General features: G+C 67.8%; 16 protein-coding genes. 7 read left to right on the plus strand and 9 right to left on the minus strand.

Features of this window, described 5'->3' with window-relative positions; all coding sequences use genetic code 11:
• Positions 1-543 (minus strand): NAD-dependent epimerase/dehydratase family protein (locus tag Q7J26_RS10775; protein ID WP_304936447.1); only part of this gene is annotated, 543 nt, incomplete at its 3' end.
• Between the two features lie 355 nt (positions 544-898).
• Here Q7J26_RS10775 and Q7J26_RS10780 point away from each other — a divergent pair.
• The 3 genes from Q7J26_RS10780 to Q7J26_RS10790 all read left to right on the plus strand — a co-directional run bounded on the left by Q7J26_RS10780 (position 899) and on the right by Q7J26_RS10790 (position 3,575).
• A complete protein-coding gene (locus Q7J26_RS10780) occupies positions 899-1,948 on the plus strand; it encodes a DUF4167 domain-containing protein (RefSeq protein ID WP_304936448.1) in 1,050 nt (349 codons plus the stop codon).
• Positions 1,949-2,078: 130 nt separating this feature from the next.
• A complete protein-coding gene (locus tag Q7J26_RS10785) occupies positions 2,079-2,774 on the plus strand; it encodes a DUF4893 domain-containing protein (protein WP_304936449.1) in 696 nt (231 codons plus the stop codon).
• Between the two features lie 57 nt (positions 2,775-2,831).
• Positions 2,832-3,575: a DUF4893 domain-containing protein gene (locus tag Q7J26_RS10790; RefSeq protein WP_304936450.1), complete on the plus strand. Its 744-nt coding sequence runs from the start codon at positions 2,832-2,834 to the stop codon at positions 3,573-3,575.
• Positions 3,576-3,579: 4 nt separating this feature from the next.
• Here Q7J26_RS10790 and Q7J26_RS10795 read toward each other — a convergent pair whose 3' ends face one another.
• Both Q7J26_RS10795 and Q7J26_RS10800 read right to left on the minus strand, forming a co-directional pair.
• On the minus strand, positions 3,580-5,226 hold the full coding sequence (locus tag Q7J26_RS10795; RefSeq protein ID WP_304936451.1) for a serine hydrolase: 1,647 nt from the start codon (positions 5,224-5,226) through the stop codon (positions 3,580-3,582).
• A gap of 49 nt (positions 5,227-5,275) precedes the next feature.
• Positions 5,276-7,183 carry a BCCT family transporter gene (locus Q7J26_RS10800; RefSeq protein ID WP_304936452.1) on the minus strand — a complete coding sequence of 636 codons (1,908 nt, stop codon included), beginning with the start codon at positions 7,181-7,183 and terminating at the stop codon, positions 5,276-5,278.
• Between the two features lie 122 nt (positions 7,184-7,305).
• Between Q7J26_RS10800 and Q7J26_RS10805 the strand changes: the two genes are divergently transcribed.
• Positions 7,306-7,950, plus strand: coding sequence for a LysE family translocator (locus Q7J26_RS10805; RefSeq protein ID WP_304936453.1), 645 nt, complete (start codon positions 7,306-7,308; stop codon positions 7,948-7,950).
• A gap of 51 nt (positions 7,951-8,001) precedes the next feature.
• On the opposite strand, the gene Q7J26_RS10810 is transcribed toward Q7J26_RS10805, so the two are convergent.
• Positions 8,002-8,418 carry a BA14K family protein gene (locus tag Q7J26_RS10810; RefSeq protein WP_304936454.1) on the minus strand — a complete coding sequence of 139 codons (417 nt, stop codon included), beginning with the start codon at positions 8,416-8,418 and terminating at the stop codon, positions 8,002-8,004.
• Between the two features lie 260 nt (positions 8,419-8,678).
• Here Q7J26_RS10810 and clpB point away from each other — a divergent pair, with 260 nt between their 5' ends.
• Positions 8,679-11,267 (plus strand): ATP-dependent chaperone ClpB, encoded by a 2,589-nt coding sequence (clpB, locus tag Q7J26_RS10815; RefSeq protein ID WP_304936455.1) that lies wholly within the window; start codon positions 8,679-8,681, stop codon positions 11,265-11,267.
• Here the strand turns inward: clpB and Q7J26_RS10820 are convergent.
• Positions 11,264-11,989, minus strand: coding sequence for a hypothetical protein (locus Q7J26_RS10820; RefSeq protein ID WP_304936456.1), 726 nt, complete (start codon positions 11,987-11,989; stop codon positions 11,264-11,266). The genes clpB and Q7J26_RS10820 overlap by 4 nt on opposite strands.
• A gap of 333 nt (positions 11,990-12,322) precedes the next feature.
• Between Q7J26_RS10820 and Q7J26_RS10825 the strand changes: the two genes are divergently transcribed.
• On the plus strand, positions 12,323-12,697 hold the full coding sequence (locus tag Q7J26_RS10825; protein WP_304936457.1) for a GIY-YIG nuclease family protein: 375 nt from the start codon (positions 12,323-12,325) through the stop codon (positions 12,695-12,697).
• Between the two features lie 219 nt (positions 12,698-12,916).
• On the opposite strand, the gene Q7J26_RS10830 is transcribed toward Q7J26_RS10825, so the two are convergent.
• Together Q7J26_RS10830 and prmC are read right to left on the minus strand one after the other, a co-directional pair.
• The gene (locus Q7J26_RS10830) at positions 12,917-14,074 is read right to left on the minus strand and encodes a zinc-dependent alcohol dehydrogenase (RefSeq protein ID WP_287928317.1); all 1,158 of its coding nucleotides are present in this window, start codon (positions 14,072-14,074) and stop codon (positions 12,917-12,919) included.
• Positions 14,075-14,166: 92 nt separating this feature from the next.
• On the minus strand, positions 14,167-15,081 hold the full coding sequence (prmC, locus tag Q7J26_RS10835; RefSeq protein ID WP_304936458.1) for a peptide chain release factor N(5)-glutamine methyltransferase: 915 nt from the start codon (positions 15,079-15,081) through the stop codon (positions 14,167-14,169).
• An 80-nt stretch (positions 15,082-15,161) separates the two neighbouring features.
• On the opposite strand from prmC, the gene Q7J26_RS10840 reads away from it, so the two are divergent.
• A complete protein-coding gene (locus Q7J26_RS10840; protein ID WP_304936459.1) occupies positions 15,162-16,463 on the plus strand; it encodes a YihY/virulence factor BrkB family protein in 1,302 nt (433 codons plus the stop codon).
• Here the strand turns inward: Q7J26_RS10840 and hslU are convergent.
• Both hslU and ppa read right to left on the minus strand, forming a co-directional pair.
• Positions 16,453-17,754 (minus strand): ATP-dependent protease ATPase subunit HslU, encoded by a 1,302-nt coding sequence (gene hslU, locus Q7J26_RS10845; RefSeq protein WP_304936460.1) that lies wholly within the window; start codon positions 17,752-17,754, stop codon positions 16,453-16,455. The genes Q7J26_RS10840 and hslU overlap by 11 nt on opposite strands.
• Before the next feature lie 124 nt (positions 17,755-17,878).
• Positions 17,879-18,439 (minus strand): inorganic diphosphatase, encoded by a 561-nt coding sequence (ppa, locus tag Q7J26_RS10850; protein ID WP_154726613.1) that lies wholly within the window; start codon positions 18,437-18,439, stop codon positions 17,879-17,881.
• Positions 18,440-18,504: the final 65 nt, after the last annotated feature.

The following is an 18,504-nucleotide window of genomic DNA, read 5'->3' on the forward strand; positions in this document are numbered from 1 at the left end:
CGGGAACAGGATCTCCTGCTCGGTCGGGCCGAAATCGGTGTCGACCGTGACCTTCAGATAGCCCTCGGGGATACGCAGGCCGGCGGTGGTGTAGCCATAGACCCCCATGGTCCCCAGGTGCGCCAGATGAACGTCCAGCCCGCTCTCGACGATGGCGGCCAGCAGATGATTGGTGGCGTTGATGTTGTTGTCGACCGTGTACAGCTTGTGCCGCGCCGACTTCATCGAATAGGGGGCGGCCCGCTGTTCGGCGAAATGCACCACGCTGTCGGGGGCCAGGTCGCGGATCAGGGCGACCAGACGGTCGAACTCCTTGCCGACCGTCATATTGACGAAGCCGATGTCGCGGCCGGACACAGCTTTCCAGGCCTTGATCCGCTCGCCCATGGTGCGGATCGGCGTCAGGGACTGGACCTCCAGCTCGTTGTCGATGTTGCGACGGCTCAGGTTGTCGACGACGGTCACGTCCCAACCTTTGGCCGACAGGTGCAGGGCCGTCGGCCAGCCGCAGAAACCGTCGCCGCCCAGAACCAGAACGCGCATGGAAAAAGCCTCGTCGTCGTCGCAAAGGTCATGCCTAGCCCAGCAGGGGGCCATCAGCAAAGCGGGGCTGTTAAGCCTGTGGTGCGACGCTTTGACGAATACCCCTTGGAAAGGGACGGCGCACAGGCTAAGTCTCGCTCGTCTCCCACTCAAACGCAGCTTTCCGGGCCTATATCCGGCTGTTCGCGGCTTGAGCCGATCATGACGGTCGGTCCCGAAAGGACCGGCGCACCATGCGGGCGACAAGGCATTCCGACAGTTCGACAATCGGGGATCGGCCCCGAGCGAAACGGAACCACGAAACGGACGGAACCGGCCGCTGGCCTGGGCTCCATCCCTGCACACGGTAGCGCGAATGAGAGATTTCAAGGGCATGAAGCGTCAGCGCGGACGCAATCGGAACAAGGCGGGCGCGTCAAACGCCAACAGCGCCAATCCGAATCGTTCGTGGGACTCGCAAGGCCCCGAAAACATCAAGGTCCGGGGCAACGCCCAGACCGTGTACGAGCGCTATCAGCAGCTCGCCCGCGACGCCTCGTCCGGCGGCGACCGGGTGCTGGCTGAAAACTATCAGCAGCACGCCGAACACTATTACCGCGTCCTGCGCGCGCTTCAGCCCCAGCGGTCCTTCTCCGACATCGCCGCGCGCGAACAGTCGAACCAGGGCTTCGACATCGATTTCGAGGACGAATCCGGCGCCCAGGCCGCCGCCTTCGTCGCCGCCCAGCAGGCCGCCGACCGTCAGGCCCAGGACGGCGCCGAGCGCGACCAAAATCAGAACCGCGACCGCAACGACCGCGACCAGAACCGCGACCAGAACCGGGATCGCGACTTCAACCGCGACCGTGATCAATCCCAGACTCGCGACCGGGATCGCGACCGCGACCAGGCCCAAAACCGCGACCAGAACCGTGATCGCGACCGCGATCAGACCCGCGACGCCCAGCCGCCGCGCGAACCCCGCGAGCCGCGCGAAGACGGCGAGGCCCGCGCCGAGGGCGAGGGCGGTCGCCGCGAGAGCCGTCGTGAACGCTGGGAACGTCGCCGCGAGGAACGCAACCGTCGCTTCGAAGGCCAGGAAAACGCGGGTTCGGACGAAGCCGCCGACGGCGTCCAGCAGGACGCGCCCGTGGCCGAGCGCGCCGAGCCGGTGGTCGAATCGCCCGCCGTCGAGGCTCCGGCTGCAGAGGAGCGGCCGGTTCGCCGCACCCGTCGTCCAGCCGTCGCCGCTGCGGCGTCCGATGACGACGACGCCCCGACCGCCCTGCCGGGCTTCCTGACCCGCTCGTCCGCCCCGGCGCCCGCCGCCCCATCGCCCGCAGCCGAGTCGTCAGACGCCGAACCCGCGCCGCGTCGCCGCGCGCCGCGCCGCAAGGTCGAGGCCGTCGCCGACGGCGAAGACTGAGGCGCGCGTCCTGACCAGATGGGCGTGCGGCCTTGACGGCGCCCGCCCATACGGCGCCTAAAGGGACGACTTCGCCATAAGGCCGGCCCTCCAGAAGCGTCGGGCCTGACCAGCGTTAAGGGAAGCTTTGATGCGTCAGTTCGTTCAGTCCCGCCCGACCTTCCGCGCCCTGGTTCGGGGCCTCGCCCTGACCGCCGTGGTCGCCGTCGCGGCCTGCGCCTCGACCCCGCCGCCGCCTCCACCGCCGCCCCCGCCGTCCGGCGGCGGCTCCGGCGCGGTGCTGATGGACTGGCGCGGCGTCATCACCTCGGCGGACCGCGACCGGTATCAGCGTCGCGACGCCGCCTGGACCCTGGCCCTGCAACAGGCGCGCCGCCAACGGGGATCGGGCGATCTGAACAGTCTGGGCGACCTGATCGACCCTCAGGCGGGCCGCGCCGATGTCGCGCCCCCGCCCGGAAACTATCGCTGCCGCACCGTCAAACTGGGCTCCCAGGGCGGCGAGGACGGTCTGGGCTATGTCGTCTACGGCTGGTTCGCCTGCCGGATCGAACAGACGTCGCGCGGCCTGAAGTTCACCAAATTGACCGGGTCGCAACGTCCGTCGGGCCTCTTGTTCCCGGAAAACGACCGCCACATGCTGCTGCTCGGCTCCATGGCCCTGGCGCAGGAACCGGCCGCCAACTCCTACGGCCGCAATCCGGACCGCGACATGGTCGCCGTGCTGGAACGGATCGGCGAGGCCCGCTGGCGGCTGGTCCTGCCCTGGCCGCAGTATGAGTCCAATCTGGATCTGATCGAACTGGTCCCGACCACCGGCGGCTGACTGAACCATGCGGCGGCTTGGCCGTTAGGTTCGGCACATCCGATGGAAGCCCCGATCATGCGCCGCACCCCGCTCCTCTTCGCCCTGGCCGCCACAACCGCCCTTGCCGCCTGTGGCGAGAACAGCCCCAACAGCGCGGCTGAGATGTCGTCTGCCGTGTCCGAACCCGCCGCCGGCGTGCCGGCCCGCGCCGCGCCTCCCGCCCGGGCGACGCCCGAACAACAGGCGGCCGCCCCCACTGGCGTGGCGCAAGGCGGAACCGACGCCTGGCGCAGCGTCGCCACCGCCGGGGACGCCAGCCTGCTGGGTCGTCTCGACCAAGCCTGGCGCCTAGGCCGGGCCGAGGCGGAAACGGCCGGCTTCGCCCGTCAGGTCGAGGCCCTCGGGCCTCTGGTCGATCCCAATGCGGCCCAGCCGGGCCGGCTTCAGCCCGCGCCCGGCGCCTATCGCTGCCGCACGCTCAAGCTGGGACGGCGGGTCGAGGGCCAAGGCGCCGCCTATGTCGAACAGCCCTGGGCCGCCTGTTCGGTCGAGATGACCCCCGGCGGCGACCTGATCCTGACCAAGACCACAGGCGCACAGCGGATGCGCGGCCTGCTTTATCCGGATACGGATCGTCGCCTGGTCTATGTCGGAACCCAGGCCGGGGGCGAGGCGGAAAACACCTTCCCCGCCTATGGCGAAACCCCCAGCCGCGACCAGGTCGGCGTGCTGGAACGGATCGGCCAGAACCGCTGGCGCCTGGTCCTGCCCTGGCCCAAGCAGGACGCCAAACTGGAGCTGCTGGAGATCGTGCGCTGACCGGCTAGACCCGCGTCAGCTTCAGATCCTGGTAGTCGTAGGAGAAGTCGATGTCGGGCGACACGCCCTTTATCGTCGCCGTGGCCGGTTTGGCGGTCTGGATGTTGAAGGTGATGAAGGCGTCCTCTTCCCGCTTGTCCGGGAAACGTGTGCGGAAGGTCTCGCCGTCATAGGGTTCCAGCCAGCCTTGCAGCGCCGGAGTGTGGGTGAAGGTCAGCCACAGGCCAGGCTTGAGGTTGCGGCCCCTCCCGCGAGTCTTCGGCACGATGGTGATGTCGCCGTACCAAGGATCGCGCCAGGTCCCGGCGTAGGCCTCCAGCGGCATGCTCGGCGCCGCGCCGGCCGCCTGTTTGGCGTCGATCTCGGCGGCGGCGGCGATGGACTTGGCGGCGCCCTCGGCCTCCAGCCGTTTGGAGTCCGCGATCCAGTCCACATCGACCTTGCCCATACACAGGTCGGCGATGCCCGACCGCAGGGCGCGCAGCAGGAAGCTTTCCTCGGCGTTCGAGAAGATGCTGAACCCGGTCTTGCGGCCGGGGATCAGCACGGTCGCCGAAATCCCGCCGGGCGAGCCGCCGCCGTGGCTGATCAACCGCTCGCCGCGATAGTCCTGAACCTGCAGCCCCATGGCGTAGGTCGAGGCGATGGCCCGGTTCGGCAGTTCCGCCGTCGGTCCGGGCGAACTGCCGACGATGATGTTCGGCTTGAACATCTCGCGCGCCGCCGCTTCCGAGAACAGCCGCGTTCCGTCGGGCAACAGGCCGTCGTTCAGCCGCACCGCGATCCACTTGGCCCAGTCCGTCGGCGTGGTGCAGATCCCGCCCGCCGCCGCCGCCGAATCCCAGTTCCACACCTCGACGATCGAGTCTGCGATCGGCGTCATCGCCCCCTGATAACGCAGCGGCGGTCCGACCCGGCCATGGGGCAGGGCGGACTTGGCTGGATCGGCCAGCCGCGCCAGGGGCACGGTCTCGGTCATGCCGACCCTGTCCAGAATGCGGGTCTGGATGAAGTCTTCCCAGGTCAGGCCCGACACCGCCTCGATCACCGCCCCGGCGACCACGAACATCAGGTTGCAATAGTGATAGGCCGCCCGGAACCCGTCCTCGATCGGCACGAAGGCGGCCTGGGCCAGCACCTCGGCCCGCGTCCGGTCGCTGTTGGGCCAGAACAGCAGGTCCCCGGCGCCCAGGCCGAACCCGGCCCGGTGGCTCAGGGTGTCGCGGACGGTGATGTGGTCGCTGATGTACGGATCGGACAGCCGGAAGTCAGGCAGATAGGTCTTGATGGGCGCGTCCCATTTCACCTTGCCCTCGTCCACCAGAATGGCCAGGGCGGCGGCGGTGACGTTCTTGGTGTTGGAGGCGATGGCGAACAGGGTGTGTTCGTCGGCTTGGGCGGCCTTGCCCTGAAGCTTGACCCCATAGCCGCGCGTCAGCACCGGCGTTCCGTCCTTGACCACGGCGATTCCCAGCGCCGGCTGTTCGGGCCAGGCCGCCATGGCCTTTTTGACATAGGCGTCCACCGCTTCGGCCAGGGCGGCGTCGTCATTCGCCGCCTGGGCCCAGACGGGAGCGCCCACGGATTGGGCCGCCAGCGCCGCCGCGCCACCGGAAGCGAACAGGGAACGGCGCGACAGACGAAGGGACATCAGGAAGGCTCCGGCGAAGACTGCCGTGACGCTAACGCGCCTTTCTCCTCTAGGCCAGCCGCCAGGCCTGCAGATGGTCCAGCACGTCGGCGACGATCTGCTGGCGGGTGAAGCCGGTGACGTCGCGCGGCCGGGTCCCGTCGCCGGTCTGGGCCGTCATGCGCCATTCGATGGCGCGCCGCCCCTCCGGCGCATCCAGCGGGGTGATGGCCGGCAGGGGACGCGACCGGGCGCCGAGGCGATAGAGGAAGTCGCGGCCCTCGGCGTGGGGCACGATCAGCCACACCGCCTCGTCGTCCGCCTCGACCCGGCTCTGGTCCAGCCCCTCGGCGACTAGGGCCTCGCGCACCTCGGCCAGGGCGGGGGCGCCGTGACGCTGCATCTGGCGGCCGATGTCGCGGCGGCTGGCCGGGGCGAAGATCCGCTTCAACCGTTCGCCCAGCGGCGGGGTCTCGGTCTCGACCGTCTCGCCCTTCAGGTCGGCGTTCATCTGCCGGATCAGGGCCAGACAAAGCAGGATGATGATGACGGTGAAGGGCAGGGCGGCCAGCAGGGTGGCGGCCTGGAGCGCGCTCAGGCCCCCCGCCAGCAACAGGGCCGCCGCCGTCAGCCCCTCCAGCGTACACCAGTAGACCCGTTGCCAGCGCGGCGTGTCGTCCGCCCCGCCCGAGGCGATGGTGTCGATCACCAGCGAGCCGCTGTCGGCCGAGGTGACGAAGAAGACCGCCACCAGCAGCACCGCCAGGGTCGAGGTGATCGCCGCCCCTGGCAGGTTCTCCAGGAAGCGGAAGATGGCGGTCGACAGGTCGGCCTGCACCGCCTGCGAAATCGCGCCCGCCGCCTGGCCCATGTCCAGGCTGATGGCCGTGTTTCCGAACACCGTCATCCACAGGAAGGTGAAGCCGGTCGGGACCAGCAGCACGCCGATGATGAACTGCCGCACCGTCCGGCCGCGTGAGATCCGGGCGATGAACATGCCCACGAACGGCGACCAGGCGATCCACCAGGCCCAGTAGAACAGGGTCCAGTTGGCCATCCAGCCGCGGGGCTCATAGGCGTAAAGGTTGAAGGTGCGGATGAAGAAATGGTCCAGGTACAGGCCGAAATTCTGCACCAGGGCCTTCAGCAGAAAGCCCGTCGGCCCGACCACCAGCACGAACAGCATCAGCAGCACGGCCAGGACCAGGTTCAGCTCCGACAGGCGCCGCACCCCCTTGTCCAGTCCGGTCAGGACCGAGGCGGTCGCCGCCGCCATGACCAGGGCGATCAGCCCCACCTGCATCCAGGGCGTATTGGGCAGGCCGGTCAGATAGTTCAGGCCGCTGTTGATCTGGGACACGCCCAGGCCCAGCGAGGTGGCGATGCCGAACAGGGTGCCGCAGATGGCGAAGATGTCGACGGCGTCGCCGATCGGCCCGTTGATCCGCTTGCCCAGCAGGGGCGAAAGCCCGGACCGCAGCGTCAGCGGCAGCCCCTTGCGGTGCGCGAAATAGGCCAGGCTCAGCCCCACCATCGCATAGACGGCCCAGGCGTGGACGCCCCAGTGGGTGAAGGTGATCACCATGGCCTCTCGCGCGGCGTCCACAGTGCCGGGCGCGGCCTCGGGCGGGGCGGCGTAGTGCTGGATCGGTTCGGCGACGGCGAAATACATCAGGCCGATGCCCATGCCGGCGGCGAACAGCATGGCCAGCCAGGAGACATAGGGGAAGTCGGGCTCGGCGTCGTCGGGCCCCAGTTTCAACCGGCCCGTCGGCCCCAGGGCCAGATAGGCCGCCACCGCCAGGAAGCCGGCGACCGAGGCGACATAGAACCAGCCGAAGGTGTCGATCACCCAGGCCTGGGCGCGGCCGAAGAACAGGTCCGAGGCGCCGGGCGCGACCAGGGCCACCAGCAGCAGGGCCCCGGCTATGGCGCTCGCGCCCCAGAAGACGCGGGGGTTCATCTTGTATTTCAGCATCGGCTGAAAGCGTATGGCGAAGCTGGAGGTTCCGGCCCCGCCACGCGGAAGCCGCCGGCGGCGAACGCCCCGCGATTGGACCCGCCCCCCGACGCGGCCTAGAGATCGCATTGGAGGCTTGAATGGATTTTCTGACGAACGGGCCGGTCGATCCGGGGGTCATACTGCCGTTTCTGGCGGCCGTCGTCCTGATCGAGCTGACGCCCGGTCCCAACATGGGCTGGCTGGCGCTGGTGTCTCTGGCGCAGGGGCGGACGGCGGGGCTGGCGGCTGTGGCGGGCATCACCCTGGGGCTGACGCTGTGGATGCTGGCCGCCGCCTTCGGCCTGACCGAGATCGTGCTGGCCTGGCCGGCCCTGTATCAGGCCATTCGCTGGGCGGGGGTGGGGTTCCTGCTCTGGCTCGCCTGGGAAGCCTGGAAGGGCGAGGGCGATCCGGCCAGGGCGGCGCCCGAGACGCGTGATCGTCGTCGTGCGCTTTTCCTGCGGGGCCTGACCGCCAATCTGCTGAATCCGAAAGCGGCGCTGTTCTATATCGCCCTGCTGCCGGGATTCATGCGTCCGGACTACGGCCCGGCCCTGCCCCAGGCGCTGACCTTGGGCGGGATCCATGTGGCCGTCAGTGTGGCGGTTCACGCCCTTATCGTCGTCACCGCCGCCCGCGTGAGCCGTTTGGGCGGCGGGACCCAGGGCGCAAGCGTGCGCGCACTGATGGCGGCCGGGCTGGTGCTGATTGCGGGCTGGACGGCCTGGGAGACGCGACTCTAGGCCGGGCCGCATCAGCGGCCCGGCCCTCGGTCAGAGATCAAAGATCAGAGCTTACAGGCGGCAGATCGCCGTCTGGCCGATGCGCGGCACATAACGGTCGGTGCGCGGGTTATAGGAGCGGTAGCGCTGCTGGCAGGCGCGGACGTGGGCGTACCAGTTGCCGCGACGGCTGAAGTGCGCGGGCGGCGCCGGCGGGCGCGAACCCCAGCTGGACTGCCAGCTGCCGTAGGAATCACGGTGCTCGCCGCGATTGGCGTTCGGGCGGTTGTTCTGGCTGTTGTTGGGGCTGTTCGGGCGCGCGTTCTGACGATCGTCCTGGCGGCCTTCCGGGCGTCCGTCCTGGCGCTGGTCCCTGGTTTGCTCCTGGCGGTCGGGGCCGGGGCGGTTCTGGTCGAGGGCGGCGGCCTGGGCCGAGACGGTGCTCAGGGCCATCAGGCCGGCGGCGATTGCGATAATGGACTTGCGCATAAGAGGGCGCCTTTCAGTGGGTGGGTCGAGCTCCTTAAACGCGTGAAGGGGGCTAGTTCGTTGCATTTTTTGGAATATTCCATTTACGAAACCTGACGGACCCCGCGCCGCCGCAATTGATCCCGGTCAAGGCGAACAGCGGGCCGCCAGAGGCACTTGTGTGGCCTGATCAACACACCCACTTCCATCAGCGAACGGACGCGTCGCTTGTCCCAAAGGACGCGTCGGACCATTTCCGCCTTCCGAGGGGACACGACGCTATGAATCTCGATCTCTATTCCGACCGCGCCAAACAGGCCGTCCAATCCGCCCAGTCGCTGGCCCTGGCCCGCCGGCACCAGCAGTTCGCGCCCGAACACCTGCTCAAGGTGCTGCTGGAGGAACGCGACGGCCTGGCCCGCAATCTGATCACCGCCGCCGGCGGCGACGCCAAACGCGCCGAGGCCGACACCGAGACCGCGCTGAAGAAGCGCGCCCAGGTCAGCGGCGGCTCGGGCCAGCTCTATCTGGACGGCGACACCGCCCGCGTCTTCGCCGCCGCCGAGGAAGCCTCCAAGACGGCCGGCGACGCCTTCGTCACCACCGAACGCCTGCTGGCCGCCCTGGCGCGCGAGGGCGGGGTCGCCGCCGAGGTGCTGAAGGCCTCGGGCGCCAACGCCGACAAACTGGACGCCGCCATCGCCGAGGTGCGCAAGGGCAAGACCGCCGACAGCGCCGGCGCCGAGGACGGCTATGACGCCCTGAAACGCTACGCCCGCGACCTGACCCTGGCCGCCCGCGACGGCAAGATCGACCCGGTCATCGGCCGCGACGAGGAAATCCGCCGCACCATCCAGGTCTTGGCTAGGCGGACCAAGAACAATCCCGTCCTGATCGGCGAGCCCGGCGTGGGCAAGACCGCCATCGTCGAGGGCCTGGCCCTGCGCATCGTCAACGGCGACGTGCCGGAATCCTTGCGCGACAAGACCGTCATGGCGCTGGACATGGGCTCCCTGATCGCCGGCGCCAAATACCGCGGCGAGTTCGAGGAGCGGCTGAAGGCCGTACTGTCCGAGGTCACGGCGGCCGAGGGCGGCATCATCCTGTTCATCGACGAGATGCACACCCTGGTCGGCGCCGGCAAAGGCGACGGCGCCATGGACGCCTCCAACCTGCTGAAGCCGGCCCTGGCGCGCGGCGAACTCCACTGCGTCGGCGCCACCACGCTCGATGAATACCGCAAGCACGTCGAGAAGGACGCGGCCCTGGCCCGCCGCTTCCAGCCGGTCTTCGTCGCCGAACCGACGGTGGAGGACACGGTGTCGATCCTGCGCGGCCTGAAGGAGAAGTACGAGGTCCACCACGGGGTCCGCATCTCGGACAGCGCCATCGTCGCCGCCGCCACCCTGTCGAACCGCTACATCACCGACCGCTTCCTGCCGGACAAGGCCATCGACCTGATCGACGAGGCCGCCAGCCGCGTGCGCATGGCCGTGGACTCCAAGCCCGAGGCCCTGGACGAGATCGACCGCCGCCTGGTCCAGCTGAAGATCGAACGCGAGGCCCTGAAGAAGGAAACCGACCAGGCTTCCCAGCACCGGCTGGAGAAGCTGGAGGACGAGATCGCCGATCTGGAAGGCCAGTCCGACGACCTGACCACCCAGTGGAAGGCCGAAAAGGACAAGGTCGGCCAGGGCGCGCAACTGCGTGAAACCCTGGACCGCCTGCGTCTGGAACTGACCAACGCCCAGCGCGCCGGCGACCTGGGCCGCGCGTCCGAGATCGCCTACGGCCAGATCCCCCAGATCGAGAAACAGCTGGCCGAGGCCGAGGCCAACGAAACCTCCGGCAAGGGCCCCCTGACGCCCGAGGTCGTCGACGCCGAACAGATCGCCGCCGTCGTCAGCCGCTGGACCGGCGTCCCCGTCGACAAGATGCTGGAGGGCGAGCGCGAAAAACTGCTCCAGATGGAGACCGCCCTGGGCGGCCGCGTCGTGGGTCAGGACGAGGCTCTGGCCGCCGTCTCCGACGCGGTGCGTAGAGCACGCGCCGGCCTGAACGACCCCAACCGCCCGCTGGGCAGTTTCCTGTTCCTGGGCCCGACCGGCGTGGGCAAGACCGAACTGACCAAGGCCCTGGCCGAGTTCCTGTTCGACGACGAGGCCGCCATCACCCGCCTCGACATGTCCGAATATATGGAGAAGCACAGCGTCTCCCGCCTGATCGGCGCCCCTCCCGGCTATGTCGGCTATGACGAGGGCGGCGCCCTGACCGAGGCCGTGCGTCGCCGCCCCTATCAGGTCGTCCTGTTCGACGAGGTCGAAAAGGCCCACCCCGACGTCTTCAACGTCCTGCTCCAGGTGCTCGACGACGGCCGCCTGACCGACGGCCAGGGCCGCACCATCGACTTCCGCAACACCCTGATCATCATGACCTCCAACCTGGGCAGCCAGTATCTGGCCGAACAGGGCGAGGGCGACGATGTGGAAGCCGTCCGCCCCTTCGTCATGGACGCCGTCCGCGCCCACTTCCGGCCCGAGTTCCTGAACCGGATCGACGAGATCATCCTGTTCCACCGCCTGGGCCGCGAACAGATGGGCGGCATCGTCCGGATCCAGCTGTCACGGTTCGAGAAACTGCTGGCCGACCGCCGGTTGAACCTGTCGCTGGACGACGCGGCCCTGGCCTGGCTGGCCGACCGCGGCTACGACCCGGCCTATGGCGCGCGGCCGCTGAAGCGGGTGATCCAGAAGGAGCTGGTGGACCCGATTGCGCGCAAACTGCTGGCCGGCGAGATCGAGGACGGCGGGGTGATCGCCGTCACCGCCGGCGAGGGCGGGTTGGAGATCGGGAAGGCGCGGGTGCATTAGTCACGGCGAGGGCGGGGCACGTTCGAGAACGATATTGTGGAGCCGCCGGGATCATTGGGCCCCACGACGCGTGTGACACGCATGCCTATCACGCTCCCCGGTTCTCTAACGTCAAACTCGACGGTGCCTTGCCCAAGCTGCGCGTTCCTTATTGAAGAAAATGTGGTTGTTCCGCCTCCTCGCCCCCTGAAGACACTGTTCGATATTTCTTGGCTTGCGTGGTCAGTGTCGAATCTCACAGGTCCGGTGACTGAGACGCGGTCAAGAGAAGTTCTTGCTCCAGCAATCGCAGTAGACTGAAGCCTCATTTGATCGATCACAACATCGGTCAACTTCTGAAGACCGCCGACATTGTTGATTGTAAAATCGTCTAGTTCCGCTGAAGCCATCCCTCCAACCAATTCTGAAATCAACTTTCGAAGATCTGCATCCTTGTCCATTTTGGAAGTAAGGAGGTTAACTCGCGCCGCTAGATCTTCGACGATCCCGATTTGCGGTATGATATCCAGCAGCACACGCTCTATTTCGGCCAAATGCTCTTCGCTGTTCACTTCGAAGAATCGCTTAGAAATTTCATCTGCGGCTATCGATGCAGGCCCGCCCACCACTGGTAGAAGCGACGCCACCAATGCAGCGCCCGTCATGGTGGCTTTGCCAGCCTTTCGACCAGCAGCGCCACGGTTCAGCGCCTCGTAAAGTTCAGCAATTCGGTCGGTGTTCATTGCGTAGTTCCCAACTGCCCATCAAAGCTAACAGGTTGATGAAACAAATCAAGAACAGTCATTGTTTAGATCGGTATGTGCAGGCTTTTAACAGCCAGGTCTGCCTGCCTTTCGTCATCCTCCGGCAAGCCGCGTCTTCGCGGCGCAGACCGGGGGACCCAGCGGCGCCGTCAGGCGATCTATCCGCCGCACGATGCGGGAAGACCTAGTCCGCGGCAGGTTCGCGCTCTCGCGCGCCGCTGGGTCCCCCGGTCTCGCTGCGCTCGCCGGAGGATGACGAAAGAGAGGGGCGGCGTGGATGACGAAAGGTCGTGTGTCGTATAGGTTGTGCGGATGCCGACCCATCGCACCTTCATCGCCACCTACATTATGGCCAGCGGGCGCAACGGCACGCTCTACACCGGCATGACCGCGAACCTGGAGGCGCGGGTGTGGAAGCATCGGACGGGCGCCTTCGACGGTTTCGGCAAGGCCTATGGCTGCACCCGGCTGGTCTGGTTCGAACAGCACGTCTGGGTGGTGGAGGCCATTCGCCGCGAGAAGCGGATCAAGAAGTGGCTGCGCGACTGGAAGCTGAAGCTGATCGAGGCGGCGAATCCGGATTGGCGGGATTTGGCTGAGGGCTGGTATCCGGTCCATGATCCGAACTGGACGCCGCCCATCGAGGATGAGGACTTCCCCGATTCCGCTTCGCGACCTGGAGGGTGACGCCGCACCGGCGCCAGCGCACCTAATTCCTGCGACGAACCCGTTCGTTTTCAACGCCCTGACGAACTATCACCCCCTCTTTCTCCCCAGGGTCCGAAACCATGAGAGGATGACGCCGCTCGTCGGCATTGGACCAGCGGCGTCATCGGGGAGGGCGGATTTCAGACAATTCATACGATTCAGACACTGTTTTCTTTCGTCCAGAGTCTGAAACCGGCGTCAGGGGTTGATCACCACCTTGATGCAGCCGTCCGCCTTCTCCTGGAAGGTCTTGTAGGCGTCCGGCCCGTCTTCCAGCCCGATCTTGTGGGTGATCAGGAAGCTGGGGTCGATCTGGCCGTCGACCACCTTCTGCATCAGGGGTTCGAGGTATTTCTGCACATGGGTCTGGCCGGTCTTCAGCGTCAGGCCCTTGGCCACGAAGGCGCCCATCATGGTCGGCACGCCGCCCACGAAGACGCCGGGCAGGCTGATGGTGCCGCCGGGGCGGCAGGCGATGATGGCCTCGTTCAGGGCGTAGGGGCGCTCCATCTTGCCGGCCACCGTCTCCTGGACCTTTTCGAGCAGGCTGCCGGAGCCGTGGCTTTCCAGGCCGACGGCCTCGATCACCGCGTCCGGGCCGACGCCGTGGGTCATGTCCTTGATCCGCGCCTGCAGGTCGCCTTCCGAGAAGTCCAGGGTCTCGGCCCCGGCGTCGCGGGCCATCTGCAGCCGTTCGGCCACCTGGTCGATGGCGATGACCCGTTCGGCGCCCATCATGAAGGCGCTGCGGATGGCGAACTGGCCGACGGGGCCGCAGCCGAACACCAGAACGGTCTGGCCGGGCTGGATATTGGCGTTCTCGGCGGCCATCCAGCCGGTCGGGAAGATGTCGGACAGGAACAGGACCTGGTCGTCGGTCAGGCCCTCGGGCACCTTGATCGGGCCGACGTCGGCATAGGGGACGCGCAGATACTCGGCCTGGCCCCCGGCGAAACCGCCGTACATCTCGCTGTAGCCGAACAGGCCGGCGGTGGGATAGCCGATCATCTTGGCCTGTTCCGCGCCGTTCGGATTGGACCGCGCGCACAGGGAATAGAGGCCGCGCCGGCAATAGTCGCAGTCGCCGCAGCTGATGGTGAAGGGCACCACGACGCGGTCGCCGACCTTGAGTTTTTGGTTGTCCTTGCCGACGGCGACGACCTCGCCCATCGTCTCGTGGCCCATGACGTCGCCGGACTTCATGCCCGGCACGAAGCCGCCGTACAGGTGCAGGTCGGAGCCGCAGATGGCGCAACTCGTCACCCGAATGACGACGTCGCGGCCGTCCTCGATCGTGGGGTCGGGCACCTCCTCGCAGCGGATGTCGCCCTTGCCGTGCCAGCACAACGCCTTCATGTCGGATCTCCCTTTCTGAGGGGGATCAATCCGGCGGCGGGGCGGGAGTTCCTAGCGCAAAGCTTTGTAAATCAAAGCCTTGCCGTGGGCGATCACTCCTGCGGGATCGGATTGGTCCTCGGGTCCGGGCCGTTGGTGACGACGCGGTCGCGTTCGCCCAGGTCCTTGATCACCTTGACGTCGGCGAAGCCCTGGGCCTCGAACAGGGCCTTGACCTGGGGCCCCTGGTCCCAGCCGATCTCGACGGCGAAGACGCCGCCGGGCTTCAGGATACGCTTCACCTCGGGGGCCAGGTCGCGATAGGCCTGAAGCCCGTCGGGGCCGCCGTCCAGGGCCAGGTGCGGGTCGTGGTCGCGCACCTCGGGGTCCAGGGTCGGGATGTGGTCGGTGGGGATATAGGGGGGGTTGGACACCACCAGGTCGAAGCCGGCGTCGCCGAAGCCCGCGGCCCATTCGGTCCTCAGGAAGGCGGCGCGCTCGTTCAGGTCCAGGTTGGCGGCGTTCTCCTTGGCCACGGCCAGGGCCTCGGTCGAGATGTCGGTGCCGACGCCCTGGGCCGCCGGCCGCTCGGCCAGCAGGGCCAGCAGGATGGCGCCCGAGCCGGTGCCCAGGTCGGCGATGCTGAAGGCCTGGGTCTTGGCGAAGGCCAAGAGGGCGATGTCGAGGATGGTCTCGGTGTCGGGGCGGGGGCTGAGGACGTCGGGGGTGACGTTCAGCATGATCTTCCAGAAGCCCTTCTTGCCGACGATCCGCGACACCGGCTCGCGGCGCAGGCGGCGTTCGACCATGGCCTCGTACTCGGCCTGCTGCTCGGGCGTGACGATCCGGTAGGGGTCGGTCAGGATGTCCATGCGGCTGGCGCCGGCGGCGGCCTCCAGCAGCAGGCGGGCGTCGATGGCCGGGCTGTCGATGCGTCCGCCCTTCAGGCGGGCCTGGGCGGCCTTCCACACGGTCAGCAGGGTCGCGGCGCCGTCGGACGGCTTGGGGGAGAGGGGCTCGGTGGTCATGCCGGGTGATTGGCCCTTCGCGGCCGGGATTTCAAGCCGGGCCGAGGGAACGCGGCGCCAGCTTGGCCGTTGGCGTGGTGATGTCCAAGCCCAAACCGCCTTTACGCCACCGCCGCCCCGCGATCCAAAGACCCCAGGCGCGGCGCGGGCGCGCGGCGGCCGGGGGACTGGACCGCCTGTGGAAGTTCGTCGCCGCGACGGCGGGCGGCTTGGCCGCCGGCGCCGGGGCCGCGCATCTGCTCTACACCCAGGGCCACAAGGTCGGGCTGGAGCTGCGCCCGCCCCGTCCCGAGCCCCTGCCGCCCAAACCCCCGACGCCCGAGGACTACGACCTCAAGGAGCCCGGTCGCGGCCGCCTGGCCAAACGCCCCGAACAGATTCCGCACAAGGGCTGGAGCGACATCCTGTGGCGCACCGGCGGCTCCTATTTCGGCGACCGGGTCGGGTTCGTCGCCGGGGGCGTGACCTTCTTCACCCTGCTGTCGCTGTTCCCCCTGCTGGGCACATTCGTGACCCTGTACGGCCTGTTCTCGGATCCGGCCGACGCCTGGAGCCGGCTTCAGTTCCTGTATGGCGTCATGCCCAGCAGCATCGCCGCCTTCCTGGGCGGGGAGATGGAGCGGCTGGCCCAGAACTCGAACGGCCAGCTGACCTTCACCCTGATCTGGACCCTGGCCCTGTCGCTGTGGACGGCCAATGGGGCGGTCAAGGTGCTCTTCTACGGGCTGAACATCGCCTATCACGAGGTCGAGCGGCGCAATATCGTCCGCTACAACCTGCTGTGCATGGGCTTCACCCTGGGGGCGGTGGCCGCCGTCCTGTTCAGCTCGCTGCTGGTGGTCGGGGTGCCGGTGGTGGTGCGTCTGTTCGGTCTGCAAGAGGAGTGGGGCCTGCTGGCCCTGTTGCGCTGGCCCCTGCTGCTGGTCGGCTATGTGGCCGCCCTGACCCTGATCTACCGGTTCGGGCCGTGCCGTCAGAACGCGCGCTGGCGCTGGCTGACGCCGGGGGCGATCTTCGCGGCGGTGATCAGCCTGACGGTCTCCTTCGTCTTCAGCTGGTACCTGACCAACTTCGTCCGCACCGACAGCTACGGACCGCTGGCGGCCATGATGGGCTTCCTGCTGTGGACCTGGCTGTCGGTGCAGGTGATCCTGATGGGCGCCGAGCTGAACGCCGAGATCGAGCATCAGACGGCCCTGGACACCACCACCGGCAAGCCCATGCCCATCGGCGAGCGCGGCGCCCAGGTGGCCGACAGCATCGGCGCCAAACGCGGCAACCCCGCCGCCCTGGCCTTCACCCAGCGCCACGCCGAGGCCATGGCCGACCGGCTGATGCGTCGCCGCAACCGCCGCCGCAACAAGCCCGCCGCTACAGAATGAACCGGCTCAGATCCACGTCCTTGGTCAGGGCGCTCAACTTGTCGCGCACCGCCGCCCCGTCGAAGGACACGGTCTGTCCCGCCAGGTCCGAGGCCTTGAAACTGGTCTCCTCCAGCACCCGCTCCAGCACGGTCTGGAGCCGCCGCGCCCCGATGTTCTCGACGGCGGAATTGGCCGCCACCGCTGCGTCTGCCAGGGCCTCGATCGCGTCGTCGGTGAAGGTCAGGGTGACGTCCTCGGTCGCCAGCAGGGCCTGGTTCTGACGGATCAGATTGGCTTCGGGCTCGGTCAGGATCCGCTTGAAGTCGTCGCGCGTCAGGGCCTTCAGCTCGACCCGGATCGGCAGCCGCCCCTGAAGCTCGGGCAGCAGGTCCGACGGCTTGGCGACGTGGAAGGCGCCCGAGGCGATGAACAGGACGTGATCGGTCTTCACCGGCCCGTATTTGGTCGAGACGGTGGTCCCCTCGATCAGGGGCAGCAGGTCGCGCTGCACCCCTTCGCGCGACACGTCGGCGCCGGAGGCCCCCTGGCGCGCGGCGACCTTGTCGATCTCGTCCAGGAAGACGATGCCCTCGTTCTCGGCCAGGATCAGCGCCTCCTTGGTCAGGCTGTCCTGATCCAGCAGCTTGTCGCCCTCCTCGGCGATCAGGGGGGCAGTGGCGTCGCGGACGGTCAGCTTGACCGTCTTGGTCCGGCCGCCGCCCATCTTGCCCAGCATCTCCGACAGGTTCAGCAGGCCCACGGCCCCGCCGCCGGGGATGTCCAGCCCCTGGATCGGCGAGGCGGTGTCGGCCAGGGCGATCTCAATCTCCTTGTCGTCCAGCTCGCCGGCCCGCAGCTTCTTCCTGAAACTGTCGCGCGTCGCCGGCCCGGCGCCGGGGCCGACCAGGGCGTCCAGGATCCGGTCCTCGGCCGCGCCCTCGGCCCGCGCCCGCACCTCGCCGCGCCGGCGGTCGCGCACCATGACCAGGGCGCTCTCGACCAGGTCGCGCATGATCTGGTCGACGTCGCGGCCGACATAGCCGACCTCGGTGAACTTGGTCGCCTCGACCTTGAGGAAGGGCGAACCCGCCAGCCGCGCCAGCCGCCGGGCGATCTCGGTCTTGCCGACGCCGGTGGGGCCGATCATCAGAATGTTCTTGGGCGTCACCTCGTCACGCAGATCCTCGGGCACGCGCTTGCGGCGCCAGCGATTGCGCAGGGCCACGGCCACGGCGCGCTTGGCGTCGTCCTGGCCGACGATATAGCGATCCAGTTCGGAGACGATTTCGCGGGGAGAGAGGTCAGTCATGGGATGGAGATAGGGCGTCTCGAACCGTTGCGGGAGAGGGCAGGGCGTCGTCAAATCGTCTCGCAGCAAAAAGGCGCCCTCCAACCGGAGGACGCCTCGATGCGTTCAGCGATGTCGCCTTGGATCAGGCGGCCTTGCCGGCCTTCTTGGCGGCCAGCTTGTCCTGGTGGGCCTGCATGCCCTTGGCGATCATTTCGGCGGCCTCGCCGGCGTCGCCCCAGCCCTTGACCGTGACCGACTTGCCCTTCTCCAGATCCTTGTAGTGGGTGAAGAAGTGTTCGATCTGCTCGATCAGGATGGCCGGCAGCTGACGATAGCTGGCGACGTCGGTGTAATAGGGGTTCAGCTTGTCGACCGGCACGGCCAGGATCTTCTCGTCGCCGCCGGCCTCGTCCACCATCATCAGCACGCCGATGGGGCGCGAGCGGATGACGCAGCCCGGCACGACCGGCGTCGGGTTCAGCACGATCACGTCGCAGGGATCGCCGTCGTCCGACAGGGTGTGCGGGATGAAGCCGTAGTTGCCGGGATAGTACATGGCGGTGTGCAGGAAGCGGTCGACGAACAGGGCGCCGGATTCCTTGTCCATCTCGTATTTCACCGGCAGCCCGCCCTGCGGGATTTCGATGACGACATTGACGTCCCAGGGAGCGTTCGGGCCGACCGGAATAGCGTCGAGGTTCATGGCGGGTCTTTGCTGCGTCTGCGAAATTCTATGAGGCGGGCGTGATAGGACGCGCGCGCCGCCTC

Source organism: Brevundimonas sp., assembly GCF_030656255.1.
Taxonomy (GTDB): Bacteria; Pseudomonadota; Alphaproteobacteria; order Caulobacterales; family Caulobacteraceae; genus Brevundimonas.